Consider the following 13026-nt stretch of genomic DNA (forward strand, 5'->3'; position numbering starts at 1 on the left):
TTTTTCCTATAGAGTTTTTGCTTTCTCGATAGCCTCTTGAATAGAACCGACCATATAAAAAGCTTGTTCTGGTAAATGATCATATTCACCATTAGCTATAGCTTTAAAACTAGCAACAGTATCTTTTAATGGTACAAATTTACCAGGGTTTCCAGTAAATACTTCTGCAACATGGAATGGCTGAGATAAGAATCTTTGAATTTTACGCGCTCTATCTACAGTCTTCTTATCTTCATCAGATAATTCATCCATACCTAAGATAGCAATAATATCTTTTAATTCTTTATATCTTTGTAATATCTTTTGAACTGAACGAGCTGTTTCATAATGCTCTTGACCAACTACTAATGGATCCAACTGTCTAGATGTAGAATCAAGTGGATCTACCGCAGGATATATACCAAGCTCAGCGATCTGACGAGATAATACAATTGTTGCATCTAAATGTGAGAATGTAGTAGCTGGAGATGGATCTGTTAAGTCATCTGCCGGTACATATACAGCCTGTACCGATGTAATCGAACCAGTCTTAGTAGATGTAATACGTTCTTGTAAAGCACCCATCTCAGCAGCTAACGTCGGTTGATAACCCACCGCAGATGGCATACGACCTAAAAGAGCCGAAACCTCAGTACCTGCTAGAGTATAACGATAGATGTTATCAATAAACATTAATACATCACGTTTTTCATCACGAAATCCTTCTGCAATTGTAAGACCCGTTAAAGCTACTCTTAATCTATTTCCTGGTGGCTCATTCATTTGACCATAAACTAGAGATACTTTATCTAATACATTAGATTCTTTCATCTCATAATAGAAGTCATTACCTTCGCGAGTTCTCTCACCAACACCAGCAAAAACAGAGTAACCACTATGCTCTTTAGCAATGTTATTGATAAGCTCCATCATTGTTACTGTTTTACCTACACCAGCACCTCCGAACAGACCTACTTTACCACCTTTTGCGAATGGACAAATTAAGTCTACAACTTTGATACCAGTCTCTAGAATTTCTGTACTTAATGCTAATTCATCATATGCTGGAGGAGCTTGGTGAATAGATCTAGTCTCTTCATATTGAATTGGACCAGATTCATCAATTGGCTCACCTAACACGTTCATAATACGCCCTAAAGTTCCATGTCCTATAGGAACTGAAATAGGTGCATGAGTATTAGTTACAGACATGCCTCGCTTTATACCATCACTAGTTCCCATAGCAATAGATCTAACAACACCATCACCGATTTGTTGTTGAACTTCTAATACTAAACCAGCTTCTTCAACATTTAATGCATCATAAACTTTAGGTACATTATCCCTTGGAAACTCCACATCGATAACTGCACCAATTACTTGAATAATTTTACCTGTACTCATCATATATCTCCTAAACTGCTGCGGCTCCAGAACAAATTTCTGCAAGCTCTTGTGTAATCATAGCTTGACGCACTTTGTTATAATCTAACTTAAGCTTTTCAATAATATCGCCAGCATTATCTGTAGCATTTTTCATCGCTAACATACGTGCTGCTTGCTCACATGCAGCATTTTCTAAAATAGCACCTCTTACTTGAGCTTCTATATATCTTGCACACAAAGCATTTAAAACCTCTTCAATATCTCTTTCATAGATATAGTCCCAATGGCCTTTACTAGCTTCAGCTTTATTTTCTGCCTTTTCTTCTTCAGTAAAGATATTTTTTATTGGTAATAAGGTCTGCTTTTTAGGCTTTTGTTTTATAGTGCTTACAAATTCATTACTATATAAAAATAACCTATCAATCTCTTCGGTTTTAAATTTGTCTAGCATAACTTTAACAGCGCCAGCAATCATTTTGATGCTATTTTCCTTATCCTTCTCAATATAATGTGCTGTCGCAATAACTTTCACTTCTTTTAGCTTTCTAAAAAATGCTTCTGCTTTTGAGCCAATAACACACACATCGATCTGCACTCTATCTTCTAATAAATCTTTTATATCTTTTAGAACATGCTTGAATAAATTTATATTAAGACCTCCACAAAGGCCTCTATCTGTTGAAGTAACAATAAAGCCTACTCTTTTAACAGGTCTTTCATATAAAAAAGGATTAGGATAGTCAATGCTAGCAGCCACAACGTTTTTAATTATTGTATTTGCACACTCTACATATGGACGTACATTATTCATAGAAACTATAGCTCCGCGCATTTTACTTGCGGCAACAAGCTCCATAGCCCCTGTGATTTTTTGCGTATTTTTAACACTTTGTACTTTAGAGCGTATCTCTCTAGCGTTAGACATTCTTCACTCCTACCAAGCTTGTGTTGATTTACAATCTTCAATAATAGCTTTTAATTTATCTGCTATTTCAGAGTTATAATTACCAGTTTCATTAACCTCTTTTACAACTTCAGGATATTTATCTTGAGCTAAAGAGTGTAACGCTGTTTCAAATGGAATTACTTGATCAACATCTAAATTATCTAAATAACCATTATCTGCTGCATATAAAGATAAAGCCATAAGTGCTATAGATAAAGTTGCAAACTGATTTTGCTTTAATAATTCTGTAACTCTTTGACCTCTATTTAATTGAGCTCTAGTTGCTTCATCAAGATCCGAAGCAAACTGTGAGAACGCCTCTAACTCTCTATACTGAGCTAAAGCAAGACGCACACCACCACCAAGTTTTTTAATAATCTTAGATTGAGCAGCACCACCCACACGAGAAACTGAGTTACCAGGATTTATAGCAGGTCTTAAACCAGCATTAAATAAATCAGTTTCTAAGAAAATTTGTCCATCTGTAATGGAAATTACGTTTGTTGGTACAAATGCAGATATATCACCCGCCTGTGTTTCAATTATAGGTAAAGCTGTTAAAGAACCCGTCTTACCTTTAACTTCACCATTAGTAAACCTTTCAACGTATTCTTCATTTACTCTAGCAGCTCTCTCTAAAAGTCTAGAATGTAGATAGAAAACATCACCAGGATATGCTTCACGTCCTGGAGGTCTTTTTAATAATAATGATATTTGTCTATAAGCCCAAGCTTGCTTAGTTAAGTCATCATAAATGATTAAAGCATCTTGGCCCCTATCTCTAAAATACTCACCCATTGAACAGCCAGAATATGGAGCAATATATTGTAATGCCGCAGAATCTGAAGCTGTAGCTGCAACAATAATAGTATGATCCAAAGCACCATGCTCTTCTAACTGTCTAACTATATTTGCAATAGAAGAAGCTTTTTGACCTATTGCTACATAAATACACTTAACTCCAGTATCTTTCTGATTAATAATTGTATCTATTGCAATAGCTGTTTTACCAATCTGTCTATCACCAATAATTAACTCTCTTTGACCTCTTCCAATTGGAACCATAGAGTCAATAGATTTAATACCTGTTTGCATAGCTTGATCTACTGATTTTCTCCAAATTACTCCAGGAGCAATTTTTTCGATAGGAGATACTTCACTAGTGTTTATTTCACCTTTGCCATCAATAGGATTACCTAAGGCATCAACTACACGACCAAGTAAAGCCTCTCCAACAGGAACTTGTAAAATTCTTCCTGTGCAATAAGCCTTTTCGCCCTCTTTAATATGTTCATATTCGCCTAAAACTACAGCACCAACTGAATCAGCATTCAAGTTAAGTGCTAAACCATAGACATCTCCTGGTAGCTTAATCATTTCACCAGCTGCAACATCGTTTAAACCGTAAATAGTTACGATACCGTCAGCAACACTTACTATAGTACCTTCTGATTTAAGCTCAATAGAGTTGTCAAACTTCTCTATTCTTTCTTTTATTAAACCACTAATTTCTGATGGACTTAACTGCATAGGTTCCCTCTTCCATATACTTTATGATAATAAAATATTTTTCATTTTTTCTAGACGACCAGACACAGAATTATCTATAACTGCATCCCCAACTCTTACAACTGCACCACCAAGGATTCTAGAATCTATCTTAACATCCATATCAATAGTACAATTAAATCTTTTTGCAAGCTTATCTTTAAGTTCTTTCAAAAGAGCCTTATCAGTTTCATAAGCCAAAATAACCACAGCCTTCTTGTTTCCACTAGCCAAATCTTTAAATTCTTCAAACAAGTTTTTAACTTGTGGAATAATCAATAATTTATTTTTCTCTGCAATTAACATTAAAAAATTTAATATTTTTTGATCAACTTTACCAGTTAACTGATCAACTATAGCGCTAACAATCTGTGTCTGAGAATATATTGGACTAGATATTAAACTTAAGACATTTTTATCTGTTACTAAAGCTTTAAATACCGACAATGCTTCTAACCATTGATCAACAACACCATTTTCTTTAGCATACTCGTAAGCTGCTCTAGCATATGGCTTTGCAATAATATTTAAATTTGTCATCTCAGCTACCTTATGTCGACTTATAACTTAGAAACAAAATCATTTAAGATTTCATTCCCACTTTGCTGATCTACTTTTGCAGAGATAATTTTACTAGCTCCAGCAATAGCAAGTTCAACAAGATCTTTTTTAAGCTCTTCTCTTGCCTTCACTTTTTCTTGCTCTATCTCAGCCATAGCCATACTTTTTATCTTATCAGCAGAAGCTATAGCTTCTTCTTTTGCTTGCTCATCTATTCTATGAGCTCTAGAATAAGCATTATCAACTATTTCTGCAGCTTTTTCTCTAGCCTCACGAACTATATCAGCCGACTGTCTCTTAGCTAATTCTAATTCTCTAGACGCCCTGTCAGCAGAAGCCAATCCCTCAGCAATCTTCTCTCTACGCTCATCTAAAGACTTGCGTAAAGGAGGCCATACAAATTTCATTGTAAAGCCAACAAAAATTGCAAAAGTAATCATCTGTCCAATAAGGGTGATATTTATATCCATTCTAAATCCTTTCTAAAAAGATATTTACTTTAAAAATTATAATCTAATTAAGCTCCAACAACTTTAGTCGCAGCTTCTGCTAATCCTGGAATAGCCAATGGGTTTGCGTATAAAACTAAGAAACCAATTGCTATTGAAATTGCCGCAAAAGCATCAACGAAAGCAGCTACGATAAACATACGACCTAAAAGCATACCACCCAATTCAGGTTGACGAGCAACACCTTCAAGATATTTTCCACCTAAAACGCCAAATCCAATTGCTGTACCCAAAGCAGGTAAAGAAATTAAAAGTGCTACTGCTATAGCTGTTAAACCATTTAAGTTACCTAAAACTTGTAAAGACATGTCCATTTATATTCTCCTTTTATTAACGTTATATTTACATTTTTAAACTAATGATCATCCTGAGCCATATTTAAATAAACTACAGTCAACATCATAAACACAAAAGCTTGAATCAATACAATTAAAATATGAAATATTGCCCATATCCCACCTAACGTCCACTGGAACCACCAAGGAAGAAGAGCTATAAGTATAAAAATTAATTCACCAGCAAAAATATTACCAAACAAACGAAGTGATAATGAAACAGGCTTAACTATCTCATCAACCAATCTAAAAAATATGTTAAGCGGAAATAACCAGATACCAAACGGAACTGTTAAAATTTCCTTAATAAGTCCAAAACCTTTAGCTTTTATATTATAAAAAACAACTAATAGAAACACGGTTATAGACATAGCAAATGTAACATTTGGATCCGCTGTTGGAACAACCCTAAAATAAACTTCGTGACTACTTGTAAAGAAAGACAATATCCAACCAAAAAGATCTACTGGAAGCAAGTCCATAAGATTCATAAGCACAACCCAGACAAATATAGTCAATGCTAAAGGAGTTACAAAATCACGTTTTCTATGATAATTTTCAGCAACCAGTCCATCCATCCATTCCCAGATAGCTTCTATAGCGCTCTGAAATTTTCCAGGAACGCCTGATGTTGCTCTCCTAGCCGCTAAAAACATTATTAAAATAAAAATGCAACCCAAAACCGCACTCACCAAAAGAGAGTCCAAATTTAATTGCCAAAAAGATCCTTCTCCGAGACTAACTTGCCAGTGATGCAAATGGTGCTGCACATACTGAGTTGCTACTTGCGAGCTAGATTCACTACTTGCCATTATTTTTACCCACTACACTAAAATAACTTTCAAAACAAACACAGCCTACTTCACCTTCACAAGAAACATAGGCACAAAACACATGACTAATTGTAACGAAATTAAACCAAAAATGTAAGGAAATAATTTAGGTTTTATGTAAATTGCTAAGAATATTGTTATTAATGCAACCAAGCTTAACTTTATTGCTTCACTTAAATAAAAAATTAAAAGCTCTATTCCAGGACTAAATTGTTTAGTCACCAAAAATCTAGAGAAAAAAATAAAATTAGCTAAGAAAACTACAGCTCCGCCTAAAGAAAATGAGAATAAATACTCAAAACCATATAGAAAATAAGCTATGCAAGAGCCTATTATTAATATAACAACTTGGCTAATAACAAATTTTTTCATATCCAACTTTACATTTGCTAGCATTTAAAGTCTCACCCCAAAAAGAAATAACTCATAATCGAAATGAAATAATATCAAAAAAACAAAAAGGTATAAACTAAATGATCCTTGAATTAATCTTTATAGAAACTTAAAATAAACAATACTAACTAATTTAAATTTTTCTCTCCTTCTTAATGACTGAAAAAATACACCAGATAAAAGGCTATGCTTGGATAATAATAGCTTTAAGTTCATTTTTACTTTTTGATAAGTATGTAATGCAAGTTTTTCCAAGCCTAATCACTGATGATATGATGTCTAGCTTTCATATTAACGCAACTGAAACTGGAGCCTTAGGTTCAGCTTTTTTTTGGGCAATCATCATTTGTCAGCTCTTCCTTGCCGGTCCAATCATAGATAAATTTGGCTTTAGAATAATTAGTCCTATTTCTATATCGATTTCTGCTGCTGGAGTTATTCTTTTCGTTGTTGCTGCATCTCGTGGAAATTTATATTTAGCATATTTTGCTAGGATAATTACAGGCTTTGGAGTATCTTTCGCAACCATTTCATACATAAAGGCAGTCTCTGTTTGGTTTGAACCTAGAAAATTTGCTTTTGCAGCAAGCTTCTTAGCTACTGCTGCAATGATTGGCGCCTTATGCGCACAAGCGCCTCTAGCATGGCTAATATCAACATTTGGCTCATGGAAAGAAGCTATGCTAATTTTCTCAGTATTTAGCTTATTTATGGCTGTCATATACTATGTCTTAGTTAGAGATTTCAATCCTCAACAACCGCATGCAAACTGCTTAGAAAGTAGACCTTCAACTTTACAAGGACTAAAAGAGGTTATAAAAAGTAAAGATAATTGGCTGCTTGCTTTTTATGTTGGCTTAAGTTTTACGGCTGTTGATGCGTTTGCTGGCTTCTGGGGGAATGCTTACTTTAGAGAATCCTATCATATTTCTAAAGAACACGCCGCTTCAATAATTTCAATGATATTTATAGGGATGGCTGTTGGATCTCCAATACTAGGAAAAATTTCTGAAATCCTAGATAGCCGAAAAGGAGTGATGATAGTTTTCCATATAATAGGAACAGTTGCTCTAAGCGTTGTATTGCTTTTTAAAACAACTATTTTGCTCTCATACATTTTATTATTTATCTTCGGAATTTGTTTAGGTATTTACATGTTATCTTTTGCTATAGGTAATCGTATAAATCCTATAGCTATAGCTGCAACCGTTGCTGCTTTCATAAATACTGGCGAACCAATACTTGGAGCAATATTTGATCCTCTTATTGGATATTTCCTTGATTTCTCTTGGGGTGGAAAATATATAAATACAGCCGGAGAAATAATAGCTCAAAGAAGCGATGTATCGGATATAAAATATTTCGACTTGTCATCCTATCATTTTGCTTTCATATCATTAGTATTAAGTATGATTGCTTCTTTGGTGATACTTTTTTTCATCAATGATAAAGAAAGATAAAGCAGAATTAATCTTTCAGATCCAAGATTCTCTTAATTCTAGAGTCTAAATCAGCTTTAACTTTTACTTCTTCATTTTTTTTACTATCAAAAAATTCTAAACTATAAGCATGCAACATTAGTTTATCAATCTTCAAACCGTTAAGACTCCTATCTTTTTCAGAGTCTCCATATTTTTTATCAAAAACGATAGGGTGTCCTGACATTTGACAATGCACTCTTATCTGATGCGTCCGACCTGTTTCAAGCTTTATTTCCAGAAGGCTAAAATTTTTCCCAATATAAGTAACATTTAATATATTAGTAATAGCTTTCTTGCCATCTACACAATCAACTTTAACAATACGCTCTCCAGACTTTGATAAAGTTCTTTTAAGTGGCAGCTCAATTTTTTTTATATTTTTATCCCATAATCCATGCACAACAGCAAAGTAAATCTTATCAACCTTCCGCTGCTTAAAAAGGTCAAAGAAATAAACCACTGAACTATGTTTTTTAGCCAAAATTATACATCCTGAAGTTTCTTTATCTAGGCGATGCACCAAATCCAATCTCTTAACTTTTGGACGTAACTGCCTAAGTCGCTCAACCAAGCCACTATTAACTCCAGAACCTCCATGGACAGCCATTCCTGATGGCTTATCCACAACTATATAATCATCTGTTTCATATAAAATTCTATTCTCTAAAAAATCTAGATGTTGAGAGGGAATTTTTACTATAGACTCATCAGTTTCTAAAATAAAAGGAGGAACTCTTATTATATCTCCAGAAGTAACCCTATCGGTCTGTTTAACTCTTTTTTTATTTACTCTAAGCTCACCCTTTCTTATCCAGCGATAAATTAAAGACCTAGGAAGTCCAGAAAATTTTGAAATTAAAAAGTTATCAACTCTTTGTTCAATAATATCACTATCAACTTCAATATATTGCACTCCGGACATCTCATGCCTCTCCAAAATTCTCAGATTGCATATCATTTAGCCTACTTACCGTCCTTTGAAATTCAAACTGAAGTCTCCTACCTTGATAAATAGATTTAAAATCCTCTGCCGCTAGAATTATAACTTTTATACCCTGGTCATAACACTCATCTATTAAAGCTATAAATCTTCTAGCAATACTTTCATCAGAAGTATTACAATTATTACCATCCTCAGGATGCATAGCCTTTAAATTATATAAAAATATGCTTCTATATTTACTACATAGCTCTATGTAATCGAGAGCACTTCTGCCAGACCCACATATAACGGAAACATCAAAGCAAATAGAATTTTCACCTACAATAAGAGCGGGAATTTTTCTATTAATTATTTCAATATCAACATTTTTCTCAAAAGAAATATTTTCCGCAAAAAACTTATCAAAAAAAACATCTTTCATTTGATCATTATAAGGATAGAAATAGTTTAAATAACTAACATCCTTACAGAATCTATAATCAACTCCAGAATCAAGATTTAAAACATCAACATTCTCTATTAATACATCTATAGCAGGCAAAAAAAGCTCTCTCTGCAACCCGTTTGAATAAAGTTTACTAGGATGTATGTTTGAAGTAGCAACCAAAACAACACCCAGATCAAATAGCTCCTTAAAAACCTTCCCAAGAATCATTGCATCAGCTATATCTTCAACAAAGAATTCATCAAAACATATCAACTGATTCTTCTTAGCTATTTCATAAGCAGCTTTTGAAATTGGATTTTTCTGACCACTATATTTTTTAAGTAAGAAATGCATATTTTTCATAAAATGAGAAAAATGTAATCTACTTTTATTTATTATAGGAACATTATCAAAAAATATATCCATGATAAAAGTTTTACCTCTACCAACACCTCCCCACATATAAAGGCCGATTATAGATGGATACAAACTTTTACTAAAAAAATTAAATTTATTTCTTTTTTTTGTTTTAAGCTGATTAGTAATTCTATCTAAGCTTCTAATCGCTTCAAGCTGTAATGGATCAGATCTTAAATGAGACTGTTCTATCTTTTTTTCATAAACTTCTAAAAGCAACATATATTATTTTACTTCTTTATCTTTAACTAAGAACAATAAGAATAAAGCTATTATCATACTTATAATAAGAATAATAAAGGCATTATGATATGCTTGTATATTAAAATATCGATGAGCTCCATCAATAGCTGAGTTTACAATATTATTATGTATGTCAATATATTGACCACCCCATGTAAAATCCAAGAAAAATCCAATAAGAGGATCAAACAATGCTCCTAAAAGAGGCTCTCCCGTATTAATAAGAGCGGCTACTGTTGCAGCAACAACTATAGGATTAACACGATTACCTATAGCAAAAGCCAGCATATAAACACCCAAACAAAAGCCAAAAATAAATAATAAGACAGCAGAGATTGTCGGAGTTAATTTAAACTGCAAAACAACAGCTAGAGATATAGTTGCTATCACATGAAATGACAACATTATTCCGACTCTATTATCAAATCTCTCTGAAAGCTTACCAACAAAAGGAGAGCCAATTGCTAAACCAAGAAACATCATAGAAACGATATATGAGGCCTCTTTAGAGCTCACATCATAAAGTTCTCGAAAATAATTATTACCCCAGATTCCCCCAAAGACATCTATAGTTGTAAAAGTTAGACCAGTATAAAAAGTTAAAAACCAATTATTTCTATTTAGTAACACTTTCTTTATACCATCTAAAGCACTAGTCTTTTTCCTTAAATCATCAGCAAAAGAAGCATGTGGGTTATAATCTCTAACAAGAGCTAAATACAGCAAAGCTATGACTATACTAAAAAGTGCGTAACTTACTAATGCTTTATGCCACGAACCTGTAAACTCAATAAGATAAACTAGTGGAGCCTGACCCATCAATGCACCAGTCATCGCTGCAGTCATCAGGAAACTACAAACAAAAGCAAATTTTCTAGGCTCAAACCAAACTGCGGCTGCCTTTATATATCCAACAGTTGCAAATGAGGCTCCTATTCCTATCATTAATCTAGAAATGCAACCTAAAGCAAAACTATGAATATCTGCAGCCCAAACAAACAATAACAATCCTATAGCTGAAAGGATTAGAGATGCAAAACTAACTTTCCTAAAGCCTAACTTATCTATAATAGGCCCAGCCACAAAAAATTGACAAAAAACAACTGCCCATAGAAACAGCGACACCATAGCACTCATTTCTGTCGCATTTATCGAAAAACTTGTCATAAGCTCATTTGCTATTAAGCTTGGTGACACATTCATTATATATTTATCAATAAGTAAGAAAGAGCTTAAGATCACTACAATCCAAGCATATCCTCTTATATTGTGAATTTTCATTTATCTCACTTTTTATAAAAATATTTAAACTAAACTATATATTTAATTCTTTATATAAAAACTCTTCCAATAATGGAACCTCAACACTGACCTGATCCCTTGCATCCTGTAGAAACTTAATTGTTACAGAATTATTCTCAAGCTCTTTTTCTCCAATAATTATAGCTAACCTTGCTTTTTGCTTATCAGCTTTTTTAAATTGAGACTTAAAGCTTCCTAGTTTCAAATCCAAGTCACATTTAAATGAAGTATTAAAGCGTATTAAGTCAACTATAGGCATAGATTGTTGTATACTTTGTGCCTCTAAAATAAAGAATATATCTAAATCATTATTCTCATTTGGCAATAGATTTAATTCCTTGAGAAGAATCAACAATCTTTCCATTCCAATAGCAAAACCTATAGCAAAATTATCATCACCGCCAAGAGTTGCTATTAAGCTATCATATCTGCCACCTGCACAAATAGCACTTTGCGCACCCAATTTATCTGTTGTCCACTCAAACACTAAGCCAGAATAATAATCTAAGCCTCTAACTAAGTTTTTATTTACTTTATATTTAATACCCAATTTCTCTAGGTAATCACAAGTTTTTTCAAAACCTTCTCTTGCCTCATCATCAACAAAGTCTATAAGCTTTGGTGCATTTTCTAAGATTTCCTGTGTTGATTCGATTTTAGAGTCCAATATTCTTAATGGGTTCTTATCTAATCTCTTAATAGAATCCTCATCTAAAACATTATGATATGGTTTTAAATAATCTAATAATGCTTGAGTATAGTTTTTTCTATTCTCAATAGAGCCTAAATTATTTATTTCTAGCACAACATGCTCTGCTATACCAAGTTTATTAAATAATTGCCAACATACTGAAAGTATTTCAAAATCCACACCCAACCCTGAATACCCATAGGTTTCAACACCTAACTGGTAAAACTGTCTATACCTACCCTTTTGCGGCCTTTCATATCTAAACATTGGGCCTAAATACCAGATTTTTTGAGTTTGCCCTCTCGAAGCAAGATTGTTCTCAACAACCATTCTCACACATCCAGCAGTACCCTCTGGACGTAAGGTAAGATTCTCTCCATTTCTATCTTGAAAATCATAAGTCTCTTTAGAAACTATATCTGATGTTTCTCCAACACTTCTATGGAATAATTCACTTTTTTCTAATAATGGTAATCTTACCTCTTTATAATTATAAGAAGATAAAACATCTTTTACTATAGTCTCTAGATATTGCCACTTATAGCTATCTTGAGGAAAAATATCATTAAAACCTCTGATAACTTGAATTTTCTTCATAGGAATCTATCTCAGTTTTTCTACTTTATTCTCTTTTTGCTTACTCTCGTCTTCAGATACTTCTTCTTTATCATGCTTTATAAACTTAGCATCTTGCTCTAAAGCTTCATGAATTTTTCCTTCCATTTTTATACCATACTCAATGGAATCATCATATATAAACTTTAGCTCTGGAACTATTCTAAGATTTAAATCTTTTGCAATTGATGATCTAAAGAAACCTTTAGATTTTTTAAATGCTTCTGCAACGTAAGGGATATCTTCCTCAATTAGACATGAATAGTAAACCTTTGCAAAAGATAGATCTTTAGATACCTCAACCTCCGTAATAGACACTAATGAAAGTTTTGTATCTTTAATTTTAGAACGAAGCAGTAGTGATATTGTTTTTTTTAATTCGCTAGAAACTCTTTGAACTCTACCTTCTGCTGCCAT

At 33.2% G+C, this 13026-nt stretch carries 14 protein-coding genes; 1 reads left to right on the forward strand and 13 read right to left on the reverse strand.

Annotation, left to right across the window (positions count from 1 at the left end; translation table 11 throughout):
* Nucleotides 1-6: 6 nt before the first annotated feature.
* Genes atpD through DNK87_RS07850 form a run of 8 tightly spaced genes read right to left on the reverse strand, consistent with a single transcriptional unit; the run spans nt 7 to nt 6493 of the window.
* Nucleotides 7-1383: a F0F1 ATP synthase subunit beta gene (gene atpD, locus DNK87_RS07815; protein ID WP_119331009.1), complete on the reverse strand. Its 1377-nt coding sequence runs from the start codon at nt 1381-1383 to the stop codon at nt 7-9.
* Nucleotides 1384-1393: 10 nt separating this feature from the next.
* Nucleotides 1394-2290 carry an ATP synthase F1 subunit gamma gene (gene atpG / locus DNK87_RS07820; protein ID WP_119331010.1) on the reverse strand — a complete coding sequence of 299 codons (897 nt, stop codon included), beginning with the start codon at nt 2288-2290 and terminating at the stop codon, nt 1394-1396.
* A 9-nt stretch (nt 2291-2299) separates the two neighbouring features.
* On the reverse strand, nt 2300-3841 hold the full coding sequence (gene atpA / locus DNK87_RS07825) for a F0F1 ATP synthase subunit alpha (RefSeq protein ID WP_119331011.1): 1542 nt from the start codon (nt 3839-3841) through the stop codon (nt 2300-2302).
* Between the two features lie 21 nt (nt 3842-3862).
* Complete coding sequence (locus DNK87_RS07830; RefSeq protein WP_119331012.1) at nt 3863-4399, reverse strand: F0F1 ATP synthase subunit delta; 537 nt, start codon at nt 4397-4399, stop codon at nt 3863-3865.
* Nucleotides 4400-4419: 20 nt separating this feature from the next.
* Complete coding sequence (locus DNK87_RS07835; RefSeq protein ID WP_119331013.1) at nt 4420-4890, reverse strand: F0F1 ATP synthase subunit B; 471 nt, start codon at nt 4888-4890, stop codon at nt 4420-4422.
* Between the two features lie 47 nt (nt 4891-4937).
* A complete protein-coding gene (locus tag DNK87_RS07840) occupies nt 4938-5243 on the reverse strand; it encodes a F0F1 ATP synthase subunit B (protein WP_071663574.1) in 306 nt (101 codons plus the stop codon).
* Nucleotides 5244-5284: 41 nt separating this feature from the next.
* The gene (atpB, locus tag DNK87_RS07845) at nt 5285-6076 is read right to left on the reverse strand and encodes a F0F1 ATP synthase subunit A (protein ID WP_119331014.1); all 792 of its coding nucleotides are present in this window, start codon (nt 6074-6076) and stop codon (nt 5285-5287) included.
* 45 nt (nt 6077-6121) lie between these two features.
* Complete coding sequence (locus DNK87_RS07850; RefSeq protein WP_119331015.1) at nt 6122-6493, reverse strand: ATP synthase subunit I; 372 nt, start codon at nt 6491-6493, stop codon at nt 6122-6124.
* A gap of 152 nt (nt 6494-6645) precedes the next feature.
* Here DNK87_RS07850 and DNK87_RS07855 point away from each other — a divergent pair, with 152 nt between their 5' ends.
* Entirely contained in the window at nt 6646-7950 is a 1305-nt protein-coding gene (locus tag DNK87_RS07855; protein ID WP_119331016.1) for an MFS transporter, read from the forward strand.
* 7 nt (nt 7951-7957) lie between these two features.
* On the opposite strand, the gene DNK87_RS07860 is transcribed toward DNK87_RS07855, so the two are convergent.
* Genes DNK87_RS07860 through rbfA form a run of 5 tightly spaced genes read right to left on the reverse strand, consistent with a single transcriptional unit; the run spans nt 7958 to nt 13026 of the window.
* The gene (locus DNK87_RS07860) at nt 7958-8893 is read right to left on the reverse strand and encodes an RluA family pseudouridine synthase (protein WP_119331017.1); all 936 of its coding nucleotides are present in this window, start codon (nt 8891-8893) and stop codon (nt 7958-7960) included.
* Nucleotide 8894: 1 nt separating this feature from the next.
* Nucleotides 8895-9980, reverse strand: coding sequence for a cell division protein ZapE (gene zapE / locus DNK87_RS07865; protein ID WP_119331018.1), 1086 nt, complete (start codon nt 9978-9980; stop codon nt 8895-8897).
* A gap of 3 nt (nt 9981-9983) precedes the next feature.
* The gene (locus DNK87_RS07870) at nt 9984-11282 is read right to left on the reverse strand and encodes an MFS transporter (RefSeq protein ID WP_119331019.1); all 1299 of its coding nucleotides are present in this window, start codon (nt 11280-11282) and stop codon (nt 9984-9986) included.
* A gap of 34 nt (nt 11283-11316) precedes the next feature.
* Nucleotides 11317-12591 (reverse strand): histidine--tRNA ligase, encoded by a 1275-nt coding sequence (gene hisS / locus DNK87_RS07875; RefSeq protein WP_119331020.1) that lies wholly within the window; start codon nt 12589-12591, stop codon nt 11317-11319.
* A gap of 6 nt (nt 12592-12597) precedes the next feature.
* The gene (gene rbfA, locus DNK87_RS07880; protein ID WP_119331021.1) at nt 12598-13026 is read right to left on the reverse strand and encodes a 30S ribosome-binding factor RbfA; all 429 of its coding nucleotides are present in this window, start codon (nt 13024-13026) and stop codon (nt 12598-12600) included.

This window comes from Pseudofrancisella aestuarii (assembly GCF_003574475.2).
GTDB classification, from domain to species: Bacteria; Pseudomonadota; Gammaproteobacteria; order Francisellales; family Francisellaceae; genus Francisella; species Francisella aestuarii.

Bases quoted from the DNA above. Each gene is read 5' to 3' on its own strand.
- hisS (WP_119331020.1), bottom strand. From the start codon at position 12,591: ATGAAGAAAATTCAAGTTATCAGAGGTTTTAATGATATTTTTCCTCAA.
- DNK87_RS07850 (WP_119331015.1), bottom strand. From the start codon at position 6,493: ATGCTAGCAAATGTAAAGTTGGATATGAAAAAATTTGTTATTAGCCAA.
- DNK87_RS07870 (WP_119331019.1), bottom strand. From the start codon at position 11,282: ATGAAAATTCACAATATAAGAGGATATGCTTGGATTGTAGTGATCTTA.
- rbfA (WP_119331021.1), bottom strand. From the start codon at position 13,026: ATGGCAGCAGAAGGTAGAGTTCAAAGAGTTTCTAGCGAATTAAAAAAA.
- zapE (WP_119331018.1), bottom strand. From the start codon at position 9,980: ATGTTGCTTTTAGAAGTTTATGAAAAAAAGATAGAACAGTCTCATTTA.
- atpG (WP_119331010.1), bottom strand. From the start codon at position 2,290: ATGTCTAACGCTAGAGAGATACGCTCTAAAGTACAAAGTGTTAAAAAT.
- DNK87_RS07840 (WP_071663574.1), bottom strand. From the start codon at position 5,243: ATGGACATGTCTTTACAAGTTTTAGGTAACTTAAATGGTTTAACAGCT.
- atpD (WP_119331009.1), bottom strand. From the start codon at position 1,383: ATGAGTACAGGTAAAATTATTCAAGTAATTGGTGCAGTTATCGATGTG.
- DNK87_RS07830 (WP_119331012.1), bottom strand. From the start codon at position 4,399: ATGACAAATTTAAATATTATTGCAAAGCCATATGCTAGAGCAGCTTAC.
- DNK87_RS07835 (WP_119331013.1), bottom strand. From the start codon at position 4,890: ATGGATATAAATATCACCCTTATTGGACAGATGATTACTTTTGCAATT.
- DNK87_RS07855 (WP_119331016.1), top strand. From the start codon at position 6,646: ATGACTGAAAAAATACACCAGATAAAAGGCTATGCTTGGATAATAATA.
- DNK87_RS07860 (WP_119331017.1), bottom strand. From the start codon at position 8,893: ATGTCCGGAGTGCAATATATTGAAGTTGATAGTGATATTATTGAACAA.
- atpB (WP_119331014.1), bottom strand. From the start codon at position 6,076: ATGGCAAGTAGTGAATCTAGCTCGCAAGTAGCAACTCAGTATGTGCAG.
- atpA (WP_119331011.1), bottom strand. From the start codon at position 3,841: ATGCAGTTAAGTCCATCAGAAATTAGTGGTTTAATAAAAGAAAGAATA.